The 19,624-nt window shown below is 73.3% G+C and carries 13 protein-coding genes, 1 tRNA gene, 1 pseudogene and 1 riboswitch; of the genes and pseudogenes, 3 read left to right on the top strand and 12 right to left on the bottom strand.

Going from position 1 to position 19,624, the window contains the following annotated elements; translation table 11 throughout:
* Positions 1–44 precede the first annotated feature (44 nt).
* From eno to SXIM_RS09320, 5 genes are all read right to left on the bottom strand, one after another.
* Positions 45–1,325, bottom strand: coding sequence for a phosphopyruvate hydratase (gene eno, locus SXIM_RS09300; RefSeq protein WP_030735770.1), 1,281 nt, complete (start codon positions 1,323–1,325; stop codon positions 45–47).
* A 271-nt stretch (positions 1,326–1,596) separates the two neighbouring features.
* Positions 1,597–2,286, bottom strand: a complete 690-nt coding sequence (locus SXIM_RS09305) for a LysM peptidoglycan-binding domain-containing protein (protein ID WP_030735774.1) — start codon at positions 2,284–2,286, stop codon at positions 1,597–1,599.
* A 3-nt stretch (positions 2,287–2,289) separates the two neighbouring features.
* A riboswitch (cyclic di-AMP (ydaO/yuaA leader) is annotated at positions 2,290–2,436 on the bottom strand.
* A 342-nt stretch (positions 2,437–2,778) separates the two neighbouring features.
* Positions 2,779–3,732: a LysM peptidoglycan-binding domain-containing protein gene (locus SXIM_RS09310; RefSeq protein WP_053116147.1), complete on the bottom strand. Its 954-nt coding sequence runs from the start codon at positions 3,730–3,732 to the stop codon at positions 2,779–2,781.
* 240 nt (positions 3,733–3,972) lie between these two features.
* Positions 3,973–5,253 carry a cytochrome P450 family protein gene (locus SXIM_RS09315; RefSeq protein ID WP_046723597.1) on the bottom strand — a complete coding sequence of 427 codons (1,281 nt, stop codon included), beginning with the start codon at positions 5,251–5,253 and terminating at the stop codon, positions 3,973–3,975.
* Positions 5,234–6,604, bottom strand: a complete 1,371-nt coding sequence (locus SXIM_RS09320) for a sensor histidine kinase (protein WP_046723598.1) — start codon at positions 6,602–6,604, stop codon at positions 5,234–5,236. Before SXIM_RS09320 ends, SXIM_RS09315 begins: the two co-directional genes overlap by 20 nt.
* 191 nt (positions 6,605–6,795) lie before the next feature.
* On the opposite strand from SXIM_RS09320, the gene SXIM_RS09325 reads away from it, so the two are divergent.
* Positions 6,796–6,868, top strand: a tRNA-Gln gene (locus SXIM_RS09325).
* A gap of 85 nt (positions 6,869–6,953) precedes the next feature.
* On the opposite strand, the gene SXIM_RS09330 is transcribed toward SXIM_RS09325, so the two are convergent.
* From SXIM_RS09330 to SXIM_RS09340, 3 genes are all read right to left on the bottom strand, one after another.
* A complete protein-coding gene (locus SXIM_RS09330) occupies positions 6,954–8,219 on the bottom strand; it encodes a serine/threonine-protein kinase (RefSeq protein ID WP_030735796.1) in 1,266 nt (421 codons plus the stop codon).
* A complete protein-coding gene (locus SXIM_RS09335) occupies positions 8,216–8,695 on the bottom strand; it encodes a hypothetical protein (RefSeq protein ID WP_148236087.1) in 480 nt (159 codons plus the stop codon). Before SXIM_RS09335 ends, SXIM_RS09330 begins: the two co-directional genes overlap by 4 nt.
* A gap of 170 nt (positions 8,696–8,865) precedes the next feature.
* Positions 8,866–10,755 carry an N-6 DNA methylase gene (locus SXIM_RS09340; protein ID WP_246156861.1) on the bottom strand — a complete coding sequence of 630 codons (1,890 nt, stop codon included), beginning with the start codon at positions 10,753–10,755 and terminating at the stop codon, positions 8,866–8,868.
* Between the two features lie 169 nt (positions 10,756–10,924).
* On the opposite strand from SXIM_RS09340, the gene SXIM_RS09345 reads away from it, so the two are divergent.
* A complete protein-coding gene (locus SXIM_RS09345) occupies positions 10,925–11,554 on the top strand; it encodes a DUF4352 domain-containing protein (RefSeq protein WP_030735805.1) in 630 nt (209 codons plus the stop codon).
* Positions 11,555–11,680: 126 nt separating this feature from the next.
* Here SXIM_RS09345 and mfd read toward each other — a convergent pair whose 3' ends face one another.
* Complete coding sequence (gene mfd, locus SXIM_RS09350) at positions 11,681–15,223, bottom strand: transcription-repair coupling factor (protein ID WP_046723599.1); 3,543 nt, start codon at positions 15,221–15,223, stop codon at positions 11,681–11,683.
* A 218-nt stretch (positions 15,224–15,441) separates the two neighbouring features.
* Between mfd and SXIM_RS09355 the strand changes: the two genes are divergently transcribed.
* Complete coding sequence (locus SXIM_RS09355) at positions 15,442–15,939, top strand: hypothetical protein (RefSeq protein ID WP_030735811.1); 498 nt, start codon at positions 15,442–15,444, stop codon at positions 15,937–15,939.
* 131 nt (positions 15,940–16,070) lie between these two features.
* Here the strand turns inward: SXIM_RS09355 and SXIM_RS28705 are convergent.
* The 3 genes and pseudogenes from SXIM_RS28705 to SXIM_RS09370 all read right to left on the bottom strand — a co-directional run.
* Positions 16,071–16,334: pseudogene (locus SXIM_RS28705) on the bottom strand (Uma2 family endonuclease); the annotation flags it as partial.
* Between the two features lies 1 nt (position 16,335).
* Positions 16,336–16,956 (bottom strand): TetR/AcrR family transcriptional regulator C-terminal domain-containing protein, encoded by a 621-nt coding sequence (locus tag SXIM_RS09365; RefSeq protein WP_030735815.1) that lies wholly within the window; start codon positions 16,954–16,956, stop codon positions 16,336–16,338.
* Between the two features lie 67 nt (positions 16,957–17,023).
* Positions 17,024–19,621 carry an ABC transporter permease gene (locus SXIM_RS09370; protein ID WP_046723601.1) on the bottom strand — a complete coding sequence of 866 codons (2,598 nt, stop codon included), beginning with the start codon at positions 19,619–19,621 and terminating at the stop codon, positions 17,024–17,026.
* Positions 19,622–19,624 lie beyond the last annotated feature (3 nt).

Here is a 19,624-nt window from a genome sequence, read left to right on the forward strand (position 1 = left end):
TACGGGACGGGTGGCGGGGACGGTGGCACCGGCGGCCGGGGTTGTCAGCCCTGGAAGCGCGGGAAGGCGCTGCGGCCCGCGTACACGGCCGCGTCGTCCAGGATCTCCTCGATCCGCATCAGCTGGTTGTACTTGGCGACCCGCTCGGAGCGCGCCGGGGCACCGGTCTTGATCTGGCCGCAGTTGGTGGCGACGGCCAGGTCGGCGATGGTGACGTCCTCGGTCTCGCCGGAGCGGTGCGACATCATGCAGCGGTAGCCGTTGCGCTGGGCCAGCTCGACGGCGTCCAGGGTCTCGGTCAGCGAACCGATCTGGTTGACCTTCACCAGCAGCGCGTTGGCGGTGCCGGAGTCGATGCCGCGCTGGAGGCGCTCGGGATTGGTGACGAACAGGTCGTCGCCGACGATCTGCACCTTGTCGCCCAGCTGGACGGTGAGGGTGTGCCAGCCCTCCCAGTCGTCCTCGTGCAGCGGGTCCTCGATGGAGACCAGCGGGTACGCCTCGACCAGCTCGGCGTAGTACGCGGTCATCTCCTCGGCGGTGCGGGTCTTGCCCTCGAAGGTGTAGACGCCGTCGCTGTAGAACTCGCTGGCGGCCACGTCCAGGGCGAGCGCGATGTCCTGGCCGGGGGTGTAGCCGGCCTTCTGGATGGCCTCGATGATCAGGTCGAGGGCCTCGCGGTTGGAGTCGAGGTTCGGGGCGAAGCCGCCCTCGTCGCCCAGGCCGGTGGACAGCCCGCGCTCCTTGAGCACGGACTTGAGGGTGTGGTAGGTCTCGGCGCCCCAGCGCACGGCCTCCGAGAAGGACTCGGCGCCGATCGGGGCGATCATGAACTCCTGGATGTCGACGTTGGAGTCCGCGTGCGAACCGCCGTTGAGGATGTTCATCATCGGCACCGGCAGCAGGTGCGCGTTGGGGCCGCCCAGGTAGCGGAAGAGCGGCAGGTCGCGGGACTCGGACGCGGCGTGCGCCACGGCCAGCGAGACGCCGAGGATGGCGTTGGCGCCGAGCGAGGACTTGTCGGCGGTGGCGTCGAGGTCGAACATCGCCTGGTCGATGAGGCGCTGCTCGGTGGCGTCATAGCCGACCAGCTCGGGGCCGATCTGCTCGATGACGGCCAGCACGGCCTTCTCCACGCCCTTGCCCTGGTAGCGGCCGGCGTCTCCGTCGCGCAGCTCCAGCGCCTCGAAGGCTCCGGTGGAGGCGCCCGAGGGGACGGCGGCGCGGCCGGTACTGCTGTCGTCGAGGCCAACCTCGACCTCGACCGTGGGGTTGCCTCGCGAGTCGAGGATCTCGCGGGCTACGACGACGTCGATGGACGGCACAAGGTTCTCCTTCGTCTGGATGGACGTCTGTCTTATGGCGTCTTGAAACCCTCTGAGCCTAACCGGCTCCCGTCGTGCCACCGCTCACAAGCTCGCCACAAAGTGTGCCGCCGGGGGTGTTGTCGCTGGTCAGATACGGTTTTCCGGCCAGGCATCTTTTTGTTTACGAGCGGAAGAAAACCCGGCGCGGGGCGGCTGAACGGCAGGTTGCGCTGCCGCTCGCCACCCCGCGCCGGGCGGGAGGATCGTTTCGCCGGACCGTCGGGTCAGCTCACAGGGCGAGCTGCTGGCCGGGGAAGATCAGGTTGGGGTCGTCCCCGACGACCGCCTTGTTCTGCTGGTACAGCTGCTGCCAGCTGACGCCGTGGGCGGCGGCGATCTTCGACAGCGAGTCGCCGGAGACCACCGTGTAGGTGTCGCCGGACGCCACGGGGGCGCTCTCGTCGGTGTTCTCGGTGGACTGCGGGGCCGGGGCCGGGGCTTCCTCGACCGGGGCCGGGGTCTCCTCGACCGGGGCCTCCTGCGCCGGGGCGGGAGCCTCGGTGGTGGCGCCGGCGTCCGGGTTCACCTCGGCGGCCGGGCCGCCGGCGGACAGGCCCGCACGGGCACCGCACACCGGCCAGGCGCCGGGGCCCTGCATGGACAGCAGCTGCTCGGCGGTGGCGATCTGCTGCTCCTTGGTGGCCTGGTCGGCCTGCGGGGCGTACTGAGTACCCCCGGCCGCCGCCCACGAGGAGTTCGAGAACTGCAGGCCACCGTAGTAACCGTTGCCGGTGTTGATGGACCAGTCGCCGCCCGACTCGCACTGGGCGACGGCGTCCCAGGTGTCCACGGAGGCGGCCTGGGCGCCGGTGGCACCGATCAGGGGGATGGCGACGGCGGCACCGGTGACGCCGGCGGCGGCCGCGAGACGGGTGGGCTTGGAGGGGCGGCGGTGACGGCCCTTACCGGAGAACAGCATGACGATCCTTCTCACCGGACGCCTGCGAGGTGAGCTGTCGGGTTCGGGTCAGTGAGTTGCCCGGCCGGGGCGGACGGATCCGTCCCGGCTTCACCCCAAGCCGCCCCGGGTCCGGCCCGTTCCGGGGGAACGGATCGGTCTCGGTACGGCGTTCCGCCGCCCGGCCGCCTGACGGCCGCCGGGTGACGGACTGGGTCCCCCGCTCCTGCCAAGCGGTTGTGGCGCAGTGGTGGTCCCCCGGCCGGCGGCAGGATTCGGCGTACGGCCAGGGCGCCCGGTGTGTAAATCCGAGCGCTGGACACTAAACACAGGCCGACTAACGATTCAAGAACGATGAAGATCGCGGCGCGGCCTGGGCTTGACTCCGAACGGGGGATGTCTCCGCAGGTCAACGGGGAATCGGACAGTGCGGACCAGTCGGGCGGCATTGCCGCATAACGAGACGATGGTCACACTTAACCCGGTACGGAAGTCGCCGCCCGCATCGGTCCTTTATGCGCCCTTCCCGCCCAACTCAAGCTGCAAACCGGGGACTATATGGTCAGGGTTGTCCCCAATGACCGATTCGTTCGCCTGGTAGAGCGCCGGCCAACCACCGTCCACCGTGAGCGCGTCGGCGATCTCCGAGAGCGTGTCGCCGGTGAGCACCTCGTACGCGCCGGACGTGGCGTCGTCCGCCGCGGTCTCCTCGGCGTCCTCCTCGGCGGCTTCGCCGGTGGCCGGGGCGGTGCGCTCCCCGTCGCGGTCGGCGGGGCGTTCGGCGTGCCGTCCGGTGCCGTCGGTGTTCTCACCCGGCTGGGCGTCCGGCTCGGGCGCGGCCTCACCCCGGTGGCGGCCGGAGCCGGAGCCGCCGTCCGTCGCGGTGTCGGCGGCGGAGCTGTCCTCCCGCTCGTCGCCGGCCGCGTCGGCCGCCGCGTCCGCGGTCTTGTCCGCGGGCTTCCCGGTGCTCTTGTCGGTGGCCCCGCCGGCCGCCGCGTCATCCGTCGCGTCCGTGCCGGAGCCGGCGGCCGTGCCGTCCTCGGTGTCCGCCGTCTCCCCGGGGAGGATCTCGCCGATGCCGCTCTCGGTGGCGCCGGGCACCTCGGCGGTGGCGTCCGTCTCCTCCTGGCCGCCGGCGCGGTACTCCTGCCACAGGCCGGTGGTCACGGCGCAGCCGGGGAACGCGGCCTTGCCCTGCGCCGCCAGCATCCGCTCGGCGACCGTGATCTGCTGCGCCCGCGAGGCGAGGTCGGGCCGCTTGGCGAAGTCGGTGCCGCCGTGGGCCTCCCACTGCGCCAGCGGGATCTGGAACCCGCCGTAGTAGCCGTTGCCGGTGTTGGCGGTCCACACGCCGTCGCTCTCGCACGCGGCGGCGGCGTCCCAGGTCTCGGGGGTCACGGCGTTGGCGGACGTGGCGCCCAGCAGTGGCAGGGCGATGCCCGCTCCGGTGACTCCCGCGGCCACCACGAAAGCGGGGGCCTGCTTGGGACGACGATGACGACCTGTGCCGGAGCGCATGTGACTGCCTCTCGTGCGAACGACATGGAAACGGTGGTGCGGTACTGCGCTGGTGCGGTACTGCGGTGTGCTGCGGTGTGCTGCGTACTGTCCGGCCGCTGTGGCGCGGTGGTGCAGTTGAGCGCAGAACCTAGCCCGCCCTCCCGTGCGATCACAAGCTGATCCCACCGAGATCACATACAGATCACACTACTGACTCTCCGTCACATGGCTGGATGTGAACTCTACCGGCAGTGAGCGGAGTCCTCGCATGATCAGACCACCGCGCCACCGCAGATCGTCAGAATCCACCGCAAGCCGGATATCCGGCAGTTCACTCAGCAGCATCCCGATCGCCGCCCGCCCCTCCAGCCGCGCCAGTGGCGCCCCCAGGCAGTAGTGGATGCCGTGCCCGTACCCCAGATGCTGGTTGTCGCGCCGGGCCAGATCCAGCACATCGGGCCGCTCGAACCGGCGCGGATCGCGGTCCGCGCCGGCCAGCACCACCAGCACCGGATCGCCCCGTTCCACGCGCTGCCCGCCCAGTACGAGCGGCTCCCGCGCGAACCGCCACGTCGCCAGCTCCACCGGGCCGTCGTACCGCAGCAGCTCCTCCACCGCGCTCTCCAGCAGCGCCTCCTCGCCCGCCGCCAGCGACCGGCGCAGATCGGCCAGTTCCGCCGGGTGGCGCAGCAGCGTGTACAGGCCATTGCCGATGAGATTGACCGTCGTCTCGAACCCGGCGAACAGGAGGATGAACGACATCGCGGCCGCCTCGTCCTCCGTCAGATGTTCGCCGTGGTCGGAGGCGCGGATCAGGTCGGAGATCAGGTCGTCCCCCAGATCGGCGCGCTTACGGTGGATCAGATCGCCGAGATAGGCCCGCATCCGCTTCACCGAGCGCCCGACTCCGCCCCGCTTTCCCGACGGATGCAGCATCATCCCGGCCCAGTCGCGGAAGTCGTCCTGGTCCTCCCGGGGGACGCCGAGCATGTCGCAGATGGCGTAGATCGGCAGCGGGAAGGCGAACTCATGGATCAGGTCCGCCTCGCCCCGCCCCGCGAAGGAGGCGATCAGCGAGCCGGTCAGCTCCCGCACCCGCGGCTCGAAGGCCGCCACCCGGCGCGGGGTGAACGCCTTCGCCACCAGCCGGCGCAGCCTGGTGTGATCGGGCGGATCGATGTTCAGCAGGTGCGTCATGACATTGGCGCCGCGCTCCCCCGGGATGCCCACCCGGCCGCTGTGGTGCGCCTGCGCGCTGTGCCGGTCGGGGTTCTTGCTCAGCCGCGGGTCGGCCAGCGCGGCGCGGGCGTCCGCGTACCGGGTGACCAGCCAGGCCGCCACCCCGCTGGGCAGCTCCGCCTTGTACACCGGGGCGTTCTCCCGCAGCCAGGCGTACGCGGGGTACGGGTCGGCGCCGAATTCCCGGCTGAAGAGGGGAGGGGAGGGAGTCGTCTGCACCCGTACGACGCTACGACGCGAGTCCGACACCGGGTGCGGCCGGGGACCTGTCCCGGTCCGGGATGACCGCCGAGACCCGGAAACCGCCCCCGTCCAGCGGCCCCGACACGAAGCCCCCGCCCAGCGCGGTGACCCGCTCCCGCATGCCCAGCAGCCCGTTGCCGCCGGAGGGCAGCGCCGCAGGCGCGCCGGGCTGGCCGCCGCCCAGCGGGGCCTCGTTCAGCACCTGCACCGCCACCTCGCCGTCGCGGTGCGCCAGCCGCACCCGCGCGGCGGCGCCGGCCGCGTGCTTGTGCACATTGGTCAGCGCCTCCTGCACCACCCGGTACGCGGTCGACTCCACCTGCGCCGCGTACCCGCGCGGATCCCCCTCCACCGACAGTTCCACGGCCATCCCGGCCGCCCGGGACTGGTCCACCAGCGAGGCCACCTCGCTCAGCCGCGGGCCCCGCGCGCCGCGCCGCCCGGCCGCCGCGATCTCCGCGAGCCGGGCCGCCGCGTCGGCCGCGCTCTCCTGCTCGCCGCCCGCCGCACCCGCCGCCTCGCGCGGCTTCTCCTCGGTCCGCAGCACGCCCAGCATCGTCCGCAGCTCGGTCAGCGCCTGCCGCCCCATGTCCGCGACCAGGCCCGCGTTCTTCGCCGCCTTGTCCGGATCCTTGGGCGCCACCGCCTGGAGCGCCGCCGCGTGCACCACCATGAGGGACACCCGGTGCGCCACCACGTCGTGCATCTCGCGGGCGATCCGGCGCCGCTCCTCGCCGCGCGCCCACTCGGCGCGCTCCTCGGCGCGCTCGGCCAGCAGCCCCAGCTCCCGCTCCAGACCGTCCGCGCGGTCGCGCAGCGACTCCACCAGCCGGCGCCTGGCGCGGACGTACATCCCCAGCAGCACCGGCGGCAGCGTGATCGCCACCGCGAAGAGCGCCGCCACGAACGGCTTGAACCACATCGGTATCGGCTGCTCGCGCAGCCCGGCGTCCTGTTCGATGAGCAGGAAGGTCACCAGGGCGGTGCCCGCGCACACCATCGACGCCATGACCCCGATGATCCGGCGCGGCACCTCGGTGGTGGCCAGCGTGTACAGGCCCACCGCCGCCATGCCCATGCCCATCTGGGCCGGCAGCACCGCGATGGCCACCAGGATCACCGCCAGCGGCCAGCGCCGCCTGACCAGCAGCACGGACCCGGCCAGCCCTCCGAACAGCGCGGTGGGCACCACCGGCAGCCCCGTACGGCCGGCGAAGACGGCGCTCTGGACGACGCACTCGATCGCCGAGGCCAGGGCCAGCGCCCCGTCCAGCAGGACGCCGCGCCGCCGCTCCCACCACAGCACGGCGCCCCCCGGCCCCGCCTCCCCGGTACTCTCCGCCCCCGACTCGCTCATACCACCCACCCTAAGGGCGCGGTCCACACCTTTTCAGGCGCCGGGAGGGATCGGTGCCGGGAGGGGAGGGCATCGGCGCGGATCGCCGGAGTCCCGCCCCGGGAGGGGGTGTGCGGCGGTGGGCCGAAGTGCCTTTCACGGCCTCGGATTCCGGTCGGCGGGGTCGGCTCGGGTAGGGTCTGTCCCGGCGATCCGCCGTGGGGTAATCGGTAGCCCGCAGGACTTTGAATCCTTGTAGTGCTGGTTCGAGTCCAGCCGGCGGAGCCCATCGGAGGCGGGGGTCCGGCAGGCGGCCGGGCCCTTCGCCCCACCACCCCTCCACCGCGGTCCGCGCCGGCGCCGCTCCCGGCTACCGGTGCCCCAGCCGGGACAGGCACTCCGCCTCGTCGGAACGCAGCTGGATCACCGTCTGGTCGTACGGGCCCCGCTCGGCGGTGAAGTCCTGGAGCAGCCGCTGGATCTCCGGCAGCGCGCGGCCGTACTGGGCGGTGGCCATCAAGGTGGCGGCGTACTGCTTGCGCAGCGTGCGCACCACCGGGGAATGCTGACCGTAGCGGGCGGCGGCCCGGGGCACGGTGTGGCTGAGCAGCTCGGCCGCCTGCGCGTACTGGTGCCGGTCCAGCAGCCGCCGCACCTCCTCCACCACGGCCGACAGGTCCTGTTCGCGGGCGCGCGGGCGGGTGGCGGGCCAGGGGGCCATCGGGTGCCAGAAGGGGCGGGTGGGGTCCATGGGGACGGCGGGCGGTGCCCCGGCCGCGCCCGGGGCGGGCAGCAGCGGGGTGAGCGCGGCGAACACCTCGTGCGCGTCGGCGGGGCGGCCGGACGGGTCCTTGGCGAGCAGCCGGTGGACGAGCACGGCGAGCCCGGGCGGGATGTCGGGACGCAGTCGCTGGAGCGGCGGTGGTTCCTCGTGCAGCTTCTTGTAGAGCAGACCGGCCGCGTTCGGGGCACGGAAGGGTGCCTGCCCGGTCAGGAGTTCGTACCCGATGGCGCCGAGCGCGTACAGGTCGGCGGCCGGGCCGACCGGCGGGCCGCCGACGGCCTGTTCGGGAGCCATGTAGACGGGGGTGCCGAGCAGGGCACCGGTGCGGGTGAGCCGGGTTTCCTCGTGCTCGCCGCGGACGGCGGCGATGCCCAGGTCGAGGAGGGTGACCCGGCCGTCCATCCGGATCATCACATTGCCGGGCTTGAGGTCGCGGTGCACGATCTCCACGGCGTGCACGGCGGCGAGCGCCGAGCACAGCTGGGCGAGGGCGGCGACCGCCCAGGGCCAGGGGTACGGGTCGTGCTCGGCCAGGTGGTCGGAGAGGTCGCTGCCGTCGATGAGCTGCATGACGAGGTACAGCTCGTCGCCCTCGCTGCCGGCGTCGTGCACCCCCACCAGGCCCGGGTGGTCGACGCGGGCGGTGGCGCGGGCCTCGCGCAGGAAGCGGCGGCGCAGTTCCTCGGGGTCGGTGGTGCCGGACAGGGAGGACAGCTGGTGGGCGTGCAGCAGCTTGACGGCGACCTTTCGCCCGCCGAGCGCGGAGTCCTGGGCCGCCCAGACCTCCCCCATGCCGCCCTTGCCCAGTGGCTCGGTCAGCCGGTAGCGGCCGGCCAGCACGCGGGGGGTCACCGGTGCCCGCCCTCTTCCTCTTTCCTGAGGTAGGCGCCCAGCTCGTCGAGTTCGTCGGCGACCTGCCGCATCCGGGGCGAGGCGGAGGAGGGCGGCGCGGGGGCGGCGGCCGGCGGCGGACCGTACGGGGCGGGGGGCCCGTAGTACGGAGCGGGGTACGCGACCGTGTGCGCCACGGCGGGCGCCCGCCCCGGCCGCTCGAAGCGGTCACCGCGGACCGCGTGGACGGTGGCGGCGACGATGAGGGCGAGCCAGAAGAAGCCGACCAGCGCGGACACCTCGGCGACCTCGCCCTCCTCGGTCTCGGTGGTGGGCAGGAGGTCGAGCCACACCAGCAGGCCCACGGTCAGCAGGACGTACAGGCCCAGCACCGCCCAGTCCAGGGTGCGCCTGCGCTGCAGCGCGAAGCGCAGCATGGGCACCCAGGAGAGCAGGCCCAGCGACAGCGCGGGGAAGCAGGCGAACAGGGTGCGCATGATGAGCGCCCGCGCGCCGGGGCCGCGGCGCGGTGCGGCGGCCGGGGCCGGCCCCGGAACCGGCGGCGGGCCCGCGGGCGAAGACGGACCATACCCGTACATGTGCTCTCCCCGTCGCCCGTTCGGCTCCCGCTTTCCGCGGGGAAGGATGATATCCGGGGCGGGGGTGCTCAGTCTCCGGGTGGCAGGGTTCCCTCGGTGAGGCCGTCGACGGTGCCCTGGACCAGTTGCCGTCCGAGATCGGCCGCGTGCTGGAGGGCGTCCTCGAACGCGGCGAGATCACGGAAGCCGCGCCCGTACCGGCGCTGCGTCTCCAGCGGCAGCCGGGGGACCTTCAGCCGCCGGACGTCCACGCGGGTCGCGCTGGAGGCGTAGCTGCTGGCCTGCCGGGTGTTGGCGGTGCCCCGCAGGAACCCGGCGAGGAACCAGGGGTCCAGGGCCGCGGTGTCCGGGCGCAGCAGGGACAGCCGGCGGTCCGGCGGTTCGCCCGCGCCGGCGTCGGTGACGACATGGGTGGCGGAGCCGTCCAGCAGCAGCGGGACGAGGACGTCCCCGGCGCGGGTGGCGGGCGGCGGCTCTCCGGCGGCGGAGTGCGTGTGCAGTTCGAGGGCGCCGGCGCGGATGAGTTCGCCGATGGTGACGGTGGACCAGTGCGCGCCGGGCGCGGTGCCGCTTCCCTCGTCCGGGTGGACGGCGGCGGCCAGGGACGCGGTACGGCGCAGGGTGCCGCGCAGTTCTTCCTGCACGGCGGCCAGGGCGGCGGTCCCGGTGGCCTCGGTGGGCGGCGGGAGGTGGCGGGCGGGGGCCAGGTCGACCTCGTCGTCCAGGAGGTCGATGACCGGCAGCGCCCGGCGGGTGCCGGGGACGGGGCCGATGTCGCCCGCGCGCCGGAACTCCTGCCAGGCGTCGAGGATCGTGCGGCGCAGCCCGGGCCAGTCCAGGCCCGCGCGGCCGCCGGCCGGACGGTGCGTGGTGGCGGTGTCGACGACCAGCAGCCGGGGGTCGGGGGCGGTGGTGCCGTCGGGCTTGCGCAGCACCCACAGATGGAGCGGGAGGCTGTGCGGCGGGGCTGCGCCGGCGGGCAGCGCGATGACGGCGCGCAGCGCCCCGCGGCGCAGCAGGGCGGCGCGGACCCGGCGTCCGGTGCGGCGGGAGGCGGCGGCGGGGGGCATCAGCAGGACGGCGGTGCCGCCGGGGCGCAGCCGGGCCAGGGCGTGCTGGACCCAGGCGAGTTCGGATTCGGCGCGGGCGGGCAGGCCGTACTCCCAGCGGGCGTCGTAGGTCAGCTCGCCGTGGCCCCAGTGGCGTTCGTTGAACGGTGGGTGGCACAGCACGGCGTCGACGGTGAGGTGCGGGAAGGCGTCGGCGAGCAGGGAGTCGCCGTCGCGGACCTGGACGGTGGCGGAGCCGCGCAGGGCCAGGCGCAGGGCGCCGAGCCGGGCGAGCACCGGGTCGGCGTCCTGGCCGTACAGCTCGGTGGGCGGCGCGGCGGGTCCGCGCCGGGCGGCGGCGAGCAGGCCGCCCGCGCCGCAGGCCGGGTCGAGGACGGAGTGGGCCGGTCCGGCCAGGGCGGCCATCAGGTCGGCGGTCTCGGGCGGGGTGAGGGTGAGCCGGGCGGCGGCGCCGTCGGTGTAGCGGCCGAGCGCGAACTCGTACGCCTCGGCCGGGTCGCTCCCGGCGGCGGCGCGGGCGGCGGCGCGGGCGAGGGGGGTGTCGGGCGGGCCACCGCCTCCCGGGGTCCCGGCGCCGTGGCCCAGGTACTGCTCGCCGAGCGCGGTCAGGGCGGCGCTCTGGCCCGCAGGGTCGGACTCGATCAGCTGCCACAGCCGTTCGCGCGGCGGCACCTCGGCGAGTTTGCCCTGGTCGCGCAGCCATCGTTCGATCTCGGCGAGGGAGAACGTGGGGCTGGTCTCGGTGCCGCCGACGGGCCGGGGGAAGTGCTCGTAGCGGCGGCGCCAGTTGCTGACGGCGGCGCGGCCGACGCCGGCGAGGCGGGCGATCCCGGCCGCGGTGACCTCGGTGGTGTGGTCCGGCACCTGCATCACTCCCATCCCCGCCATCCCCGGTTCGTGTGTGTAACGGACCTTACCTACCCCGGGCTGCCCTCTCGATACACGGGCAGCCCAAATCGGGCACTCATTTCTCGTGTTGACGCGGTTCACAGGCTGTGCTGTAGTTACGCCATCGGTTCACGAAGAGCCGGGACAACACCCTGGGAGGGGACCCGTCATGACCGCCACCGCCACGCCGCAGCCCCGTACCTCCTTCCGCCGCCGTCGGATCCAGGCCCTGGCCGGACTCGCGGCCGTCACCCTGGCCCTGGGCGCGCTGACCGCCTGCGGCGAGGACAAGCCGACCAAGAACGAGGGGGCGGCGAGCCCGGCGGACAGCGACACGACGCAGGAGGAGACCCCGGACGAGGACACCGCGGAGGATGACGCGGCGGACGACGCGGCGGCCGGGAGCGGCTCGGACTACTTCACCGTCGACGACATGGCGGTGTGGGAGGAGAGCGGGATCGAGATCAGCGCGGAGGCCCCCGAGGCCTTCACCCCGGGCGAGTACGCGTTCGTCGAGGCCGAGGAGTACGACGCCTACAAGGTCGAGTTCACCCTGACGAACACGGGCACCGAGCGGCTGGAAACCGCCTTCATCATGCCGTTCGCCTACGACGAGAACGGCATCGAGGTCGAGGACATCTTCGACGGCGACATCGGCATGGGCTTCCAGAGCAAGGTCGACCCGGGTGTCACCGTCACCGCCGAGTACGGTTTCGCGCTTCCCCCCGGCAGCACGTCCTTCACCGTCGAGATCTCCGACCTCCTCGACGAGGAAGCGGTCTGGAAGTTCGAGCTCTGAGGCGCCGCCCCCTCGGCGTCCGCCCGGCGCTGAACGGAGGGAGCGGCGGGCGGACGCCGAGGGGCCCGGGGTACGTACGGCGCGTACGTACCCCGGGCCCCTCCCGCGTGCTCGTGCGCTCCTGGGTCAGGACCCCGGGATCGTCGTCAGGAACTCGCCCGTCCACGCCAGCAGCTGCCGCCCCGTCAGCGGCTTCCCGCCGACCCTCGCCGTCGCGGGGCGCGGCACCAGCACCTGCCCCGCCGCCCGCTTCACCACGGACCCCGGGTACACCCGGGTCAGCCGCAGCTCCTGCGACTCGCGCAGCTCCACCGGCGAGAAGCGGATCTTGTTGCCCTGGAGCGTGATGTCCCCCACCCCGCAGGACCGCGCCAGCATCCGCAGCCCCGCCACCAGCAGCAGGTTCTCCACCGGCTCGGGCAGCGGACCGTAGCGGTCGGTCAGCTCCTCGCGCACCGCCGCGATGTCCTCCTCCGTCGTCGCCGCCGCGATCGAGCGGTACGCCTGGAGCCGCAGCCGCTCACCCGGCGCGTAGTCGTGCGGCACATGGGCGTCCACCGGCAGCTCGATCTTCACCTCCAGCGGCGCCTCCTCCGGCTCGCCGCCACCGGCCTCCAGCGTCGCCCGGTAGTCCGCCACCGCCTCGCCGACCATCCGCACATACAGATCGAAGCCCACCCCGGCGATGTGCCCGGACTGCTCCCCGCCCAGCAGATTGCCCGCGCCCCGGATCTCCAGGTCCTTCATCGCCACGTACATGCCCGCGCCCATCTCGGTGTGCTGGGCGATCGTCGCCAGCCGCTCGTGCGCGGTCTCCGTCAGCGGACGCTCCGGCGGGTAGAGGAAGTACGCGTAGCCGCGCTCGCGGCCCCGGCCCACCCGGCCGCGCAGCTGGTGCAGCTGCGAGAGCCCGAAGGTGTCGCCGCGCTCCACGATCAGGGTGTTGGCGTTGGAGATGTCGATGCCGGACTCCACGATCGTCGTCGAGACCAGCACGTCGAACTTCTTCTCCCAGAAGTCCACCACCACCTGCTCCAGCGCCGACTCGCTCATCTGCCCGTGCGCCGTGGCGATCCGCGCCTCCGGCACGATCGCGCGCAGCCGCGCCGCCGCCCGGTCGATGGACTCCACCCGGTTGTGGATGTAGAAGACCTGGCCCTCGCGCAGCAGCTCACGCCGCAGCGCCGCCCCGATCTGCTTCTCCTCGTACGGGCCGACGAACGTCAGCACCGGGTGCCGCTCCTCCGGCGGCGTGGTGATCGTCGACATCTCCCGGATGCCGGTCACCGCCATCTCCAGAGTGCGCGGGATCGGCGTCGCCGACATCGTCAGCACGTCCACGTTGGCCCGCAGCTTCTTCAGCTGCTCCTTGTGCTCGACGCCGAACCGCTGCTCCTCGTCCACGATCACCAGACCGAGGTCCTTGAACTTCACCTCCGAGGAGAACAGCCGGTGGGTGCCGATCACCACGTCCACCGACCCCTCGCGCAGCCCTTCGAGCACCGCCTTGGAGTCGGACTCCGACTGGAAGCGGGAGAGCGCCCGCACCGCCACCGGGAACTGCGCGTACCGCTCGGAGAACGTGCCGAAGTGCTGCTGCACGAGGAGGGTGGTGGGCACCAGCACCGCCACCTGCTTGCCCTCCTGCACCGCCTTGAACGCGGCGCGCACCGCGATCTCGGTCTTGCCGTACCCGACGTCGCCGCAGATCAGCCGGTCCATCGGGACCGACTTCTCCATGTCCTCCTTGACCTCCCCGATCGTGGTGAGCTGATCGGGAGTCTCGGCGTAGGGGAAGGCGTCCTCCAGCTCCCGCTGCCAGGGGGTGTCCGGGCCGAAGGCGTGCCCGGGGGCCGCCATCCGCGCCGAGTACAGCTTGATCAGGTCGGCGGCGATCTCCTTGACCGCCTTCTTCGCCCGCGCCTTGGTCTTGGTCCAGTCCGCGCCGCCCAGCCGGTGCAGGGTCGGCGCCTCACCGCCCACGTACTTGGTGACCTGCTCCAGCTGGTCGGTGGGGACGAACAGCCGGTCGCCGGGCTGGCCGCGCTTGGCCGGGGCGTACTCCACCAGCAGGTACTCGCGGGTCGCGCCCTGCACGGTGCGCTGCACCATCTCGATGTAGCGGCCCACCCCGTGCTGCTCGTGGACGATGTAGTCGCCGGCCTCCAGGGTCAGCGGGTCCAGCGTCTTGCGGCGGCGGGCCGGCATCCGGGCGCCGTCGCGGCCGGCCGCCTTCTGCCCGGTGAGGTCGGTCTCGGTGAGAACCGCCAGGCGCAGCGCCGGATCGGTGAAGCCGTGCTCGATCGCGCCGCAGGCCACATGGACCAGCGCGGGCGCGATCTCGCCCGGCAGGCCCCTGGCCGCCAGCCGGGCCGCGATGCCCTCGCCCGACAGCACCTCGGCGGTGCGGGAGGCCGGGCCCTGGCCCTCGGTGAGGTAGACGACGCGCCAGCCGTCCGCCAGCCAGCCCTTGGTGTCGGCGAGCGCCCGCGCGGTGTCGCCCCGGTAGGACTCGGCGGCCCGCAGCCCCAGCCGGACGCTGTCGTCCTCGGCGGTGGCGTCCGCGCTGAACGGGCTGACCGTCCACCACGGCATGCCCAGCTCGGCGGCGTGCTCGCGCACCTCGGCGATGCCGCGCAGCGAGGCGGCGCCGACATCGATGGGCGCGTCCCCGCCGCCGGCGCTCGCCGCCCAGGAGGCCATCAGGAACTCCTGGCTGGTGGCGACCAGGTCGGCCGCCCGGGTGCGGACCCGCTCCGGGTCGCACACCACGGCCATCGCCCCGGCGGGCAGGACGTCCAGCAGCAGCTCCATGTCATCGACCAGGACCGGGGCGAGGGACTCCATACCCTCCACCGCGATGCCCTCGGCGATCTTGCCGAGCAGTTCACCCAGCTCCGGATGCTCCTCGGCGAGCACGGCGGCCCGCTCCCGTACGGCGTCGGTCAGCAGCAGCTCACGGCACGGCGGCGCCCACAGGCCGTGCTCGGCGATCTCCAGGGACCGCTGGTCGGCGACCTTGAAGTAGCGGATCTCCTCGATCTCGTCGCCCCACAGCTCCACCCGCAGCGGGTGCTCCTCGGTGGGCGGGAAGACATCGAGGATGCCGCCGCGCACGGCGAACTCGCCGCGCTTCTCGACCAGCTCCACCCGCTGGTACGCGGCGGCGGCGAGCGCGGCGGTCACCCGCTCCAGCTGGACGCTCTGCCCGCCCCGCAGGCTGACCGGCTCCAGGTCACCGAGCCCGGCCACCTGCGGCTGGAGCACGGAGCGGATCGGCGCGACCACGACGGAGACGGGACCGGCGCCCGGGTCGTCCGCGCTCGGGTGAGCCAGGCGGCGCAGGACGGCGAGCCGGCGGCCGACGGTGTCGGCGCGCGGCGAGAGCCGCTCGTGCGGCAGCGTCTCCCAGGACGGGTACTCGACGACGCCGTCCGGGGGCAGCAGCGAGCGCAGCGCGGCGGCCAGGTCCTCGGCCTCCCGCCCGGTGGCGGTGACGGCCAGCACGGTACGTCCGGCACCGCGCGCCAGGGCGGCGACGGACAGCGCCCGGGCGGCGGGTGGCCCGACGAGATCCACCTGCCGGCGCGTGCCGGCGCGCGCGGCGGTGACCGCCTCGGCGAGGGCGGGATCTTCGACGACGGCATCGAGCAGGCCGTGCAGGCTCATGGAGGTCCATCCGGTCCGGTCACGGGGCGGGCAGGCACGCACAACAGCCCGGTACGCGCAGCGCACCGGGTTTCCCCCAGCCTACGCCTCCACACCTCCACCCAAATGGGTGCATCGTGCAAGCGGATGGATACACCTGGTGACCGGCGGTAGAGGGAGGCGGGGACGGGGAACGAACCCTGTGGGTCGTTTCACGTTCGGAACTACGGGGTGGTCGTGTGTACAGGCAGCCGGGCACGTATGCGCGCACGCGCCGCCGCAGACCGGGACGCCCGCCCGCCTTCGGCACCCTGGCGGCGATCGCCCTGGGCATCACGCTGACCGCGTTCGCCGGCCAGTGGTACCTGGACCGCGCGGTGAACCATGTGGCGGGCGGCTGGCGGGAGAGCTCCTGCGAGGAGGCGTACACGGCGGCCGGCTTCGAGCCGCCGCAGGAGGTCGCGGACGCCCGCTGCGCGCGCCGGGCGGCGGACTTCGCGGCGGTCTTCACGGTGCGGGGCCCGGATTTCGAGGACTGGCTGAATGAGCAGCACGGCCTGGACACGGCGGCCCTGCACCACCCGCCGACCGCGCCGGAGAGCTCGGCGGACCACACCCTTCAGTGGTCCCCGCCCGACCACGCCCCGGCGCTGACCCGTTCGCAGTCGGGCCTGAGCGTGACGGCCTACGGCACCCCGGAGGGCGACACGCGGGTGCGCTGGCTGTTCAGCGCTTGAGGAGCAGATCCGCTTCGATCTCGATCTTCGCCCCGATGGACTCGGGGAGCACGAGCGACTCCCCCGGCCGGTACACGGACTGGGTGCGGTACTCCACCCACCGGGTCGGTGAGCACGAGGACCCTGCCGTGCTTGCGGTCGCCGATCACGTACACGGGCACCTGGGCCTCGGTGTACGCCGCGCGCTCTCGCTCCAGGTCGTCGCGCCAGTCGGAGGAGGTGATCTCGACGACCATCCGGAAGACGGACGGCCGGTAGCAGTTGTGGCCGACGAGGTGGTCCTGGTAGTCGTCGTCCACCACGGCCGGGTCGGGAGCCGCGTGGCCCTCCCGGCCGGTGGGCAGCCAGAGCCCGATGGCCTGTGCGACCCGAATCGATTCTGCTACGCGGGACACGTCAACGCGGCGCGGCGCTCAGACCCGTCAGGAGGAGGTCGAGGCCGGCGTGGAATTCCTCCGCCGCCGGGACCCGGGCCGCCTCGCTCGCGGTGCGGGACAGCAGGGGGTACGCCTCGGGCGGCAGGTCGGCCAGGGCCGTGGTGGCCTCGCCGGAGAGCGGGGCCAGGTGTTCGTTCTGCAGAGCGCCGGTCAGGTAGGCGAGCAGGGCGCGCAGGGCCAGGGCGCGGCGGCGCGGGGTGAAGCCGGCGGCGGTGAGGACACGCAGGACAGCCTCCGACCACAGCTGGACGGCGGCGGAGGTGTGCCGGTGGCTGACCGTCAGCGGGACCACCCCGGGGTGCGCGGCGACCGCCGCGCGTACCCGGTCCAGGAGTTGGGCGAGCTGCCGCTGCCAGGGTTCGCCGGGCGGGGGCGCGGTGTGGACGGTGCCGAGCACCAGGTCCACCACCTGCCGTTCCAGGGCCTGGCGGTCCGGGACGTAGCGGTACAGGGACATGGTGGCGATGCCCAGTTCGGTGGCCACCGCGCGCATGGACAGGCCGGGGAGGCCGTCGCGGTCGATGACGGTGAGGGCCGCGGTGGCGAGCTGGTGCGGGGTCAGGGAGCGGGGACGGGGCACGGCCGAAAAGCGTACACCATACGCTCACGACCTGCCCCGACGCACCCCGACCCCGTACCCCGGCCGGCTACTCGGTGGCGATGGCGGTCAGGATGTTCATCCGCCCGGCCCGGAACGCCGGGGCCAGCGCCGCCACCAGGCCGACCAGCGCCGCGCCCGCGAACACCGCCGTGATCACCGGCCACGGGATCTCCAGCACCGGCATCCCCTCCAGCGCCATCAGCCGCTGTGCCGCGGCGCCCCACGCCAGCCCGAGCCCGGTCCCCAGCAGCGCGCCGAACAGCGCGATCACCACCGACTCCAGCCGGATCATCCGCCGCAGCTGCCGCCGTGAGAGCCCGATCGCCCGCATGAGCCCGATCTCCCGGGTGCGCTCCACCACCGCGAGCGCCAGGGTGTTCACCACGCCCAGCACCGCCACGATGACGGCGAGCGCCAGCAGCCCGTACACCATGTTCAGCAACTGCCCGATCTGCGCGCGGATCTGCTCCTTCAGCTCGTACTGGTCGAGCAGTTCCATCTGCGGGTACGGCTCCAGCGCCGTCTCCAGCGCCGTGCGGGCCTCGTCCGCCCGCCCGTCCTGTGCCGTGACGAACAGCATCAGCGGCAGCGGCAGCGCCTCGTCCGGCACATGGGCCCGCGCGGTCTCCAGCGAGAGGGCCCAGGTGCCGCCCTCCAGGGTGGACTTCTCGGTGATCGCGCGCACGGTGAGCACGGCGCTCGCGCCCCGCTCGAAGGACACCGTCAGTTCGTCACCGACGCCGATCCCGAGCTCGGCAGCCGCGTCCGCGTCGACGGCGATGCCGTCGCGCTCGTACGCCCGTTCCAGGTCGCCGGTGACCGTGCCCACCGTCAGGTCCGTCAGCATGCTGGGCTGCGCGGCGGACAGCTGCCGCTCCGTCACCCGCCCGCCGGCCGTGGTGATCTCGGCGGACAGCATCCGGTACTCGGTGACGGAGGCGAGCGGGCCGCCGTCGCTCTCGCGCACACCCGCCACGGCGGCGCCCACGTCCGGCAGCACCGGGCCGAAGTCGACCGGGCTGATCATGAAGTCGGCGCCCACCGACCGGTCGATCTCGTCCGTCGCCGAGGACACCATCGAGGCGCCCACCACGGACAGCGCCGACACCAGCGCCAATCCGATCATCAGCGCGGAGGCGGTGGCCCCGGTACGGCGGGGGTTGCGCAGCGCGTTCCGCTCCGCCAGCCGTCCCACCGGGCCGAAGACCCGCAGCAGCAGCACGCCCAGCACCCGTACCACCAGGCCGACCAGCGCCGGGGCCACCAGGATCAGGCCCAGCAGGCTCAGCACGATGCCCAGCGCCAGATAGCCCCAGCCCTGCGAGGCGGCGTCCACCGTGGCGGTGGCGGCCAGCAGCCCGAGCCCGCCCACCGCCAGCACGCCGCCCACCGCGGCCCGCACCCGGCCGGCCCGGACGTCCCCCGGGGTGCCGGCCTCCCGCAGCGCCGCCATCGGCGTGATCTTCCCGGCCCGGCGGGCGGGGATGTACGCGGCCAGCAGCGTCACCACCGTGCCCAGCACCACCCCGATCACCGGCACCGACCATCCGATGGTCAGATCGTCGGTGCTGAGGTTCATGCCGAACTCCCGCAGCACCACCATCAGCCCCACCGCCAGGCCGATGCCCGCCCCGAACCCCAGCACCGAACCGATCAGCCCCAGCAGCAGCGCCTCGATCAGCACCGAGCGGTTGACCTGCCCCCGCCCCGAGCCGATCGCCCGCAGCAGCCCGATCTCCCGGGTGCGCTGCGCCACCAGCATCGAGAACGTGTTGACGATGAGGAAGACCCCGACCAGCAGCGCGATCCCGGCGAAGCCCAGCAGCACGTACCGGAGGACCGACATCACCTCGCCGATGGCGTCCTTGCTGTCGTCCGCGTACTCCTGTGCCGTGCGCAGACGGTAGTCCTCCGCGCCGACCGCCGCCGCGACCGCGTCCCGCAGCTCCTCGTCCGTACGGGACCCGTCCCCGTCGACGTACAGCTCGGTGTACGCGTCCTCGCCGCCCAGCAGCACCTGCTGCGCCACCGGCCCCTCGAAGTACAGGACCGTCGCGCCCGGGTTGGTGACCGTGAACGCCGCGATGCCGCTGATCCGCACCGGGAAGTCGCCGAAGGCGGTCAGCACCCGCAGCGGATCGCCCACCGCCAGGCCCTTGTTGCCCGCCGTGTCGGCGTCCACCATGATCTCGTCCGGCCCGCGCGGCGGCGCCCCCTCCCGCACCTCCATCGAGCGCAGTTCCACCTCGGACCAGGCGCTCGCGATGGTCGGCGCGCCCGTCGTCGGCCCGATGTTCTCGTTCGCCGCGTCCACGACGACCACCAGCGGCGAGGAGACCGTGCCGGTTACCCGCTCCACCCCCGGAACGGCCGCCACCTCCTCCGCCAGCGCGGCGGGCACCGTGTCCGGCTTGCCGACCGCCGAGGGAACGTCGAAACCCCCACCCCCCGGCCGTTCCACCGGACCGACCATCACATCGGAGGCGGTGCGGGCGAACAGCTTGTCGAAGGTGGTCGTCATGGTCCCGGTGAACACCAGCGTCCCGCACACGAACGCCACCGACAGCAGCACCGCCGTCCCCGACAGCGCCATCCGGCCCTTGTGGGCCATGAAGTTGCGCACCGATGTCCTGAGCACCGTCATGTC

The sequence above is a fragment of the Streptomyces xiamenensis genome (genome assembly GCF_000993785.3).
GTDB lineage: Bacteria > Actinomycetota > Actinomycetes > Streptomycetales > Streptomycetaceae > Streptomyces > Streptomyces xiamenensis.

Bases quoted from the DNA above. Each gene is read 5' to 3' on its own strand.
- SXIM_RS09305 (WP_030735774.1), bottom strand. From the start codon at position 2,286: ATGCTGTTCTCCGGTAAGGGCCGTCACCGCCGCCCCTCCAAGCCCACC.
- SXIM_RS09320 (WP_046723598.1), bottom strand. From the start codon at position 6,604: ATGAGCGAGTCGGGGGCGGAGAGTACCGGGGAGGCGGGGCCGGGGGGC.
- SXIM_RS09335 (WP_148236087.1), bottom strand. From the start codon at position 8,695: ATGCGCACCCTGTTCGCCTGCTTCCCCGCGCTGTCGCTGGGCCTGCTC.
- SXIM_RS09340 (WP_246156861.1), bottom strand. From the start codon at position 10,755: ATGGCGGGGATGGGAGTGATGCAGGTGCCGGACCACACCACCGAGGTC.
- SXIM_RS09345 (WP_030735805.1), top strand. From the start codon at position 10,925: ATGACCGCCACCGCCACGCCGCAGCCCCGTACCTCCTTCCGCCGCCGT.
- mfd (WP_046723599.1), bottom strand. From the start codon at position 15,223: ATGAGCCTGCACGGCCTGCTCGATGCCGTCGTCGAAGATCCCGCCCTC.
- SXIM_RS09370 (WP_046723601.1), bottom strand. From the start codon at position 19,621: ATGACGGTGCTCAGGACATCGGTGCGCAACTTCATGGCCCACAAGGGC.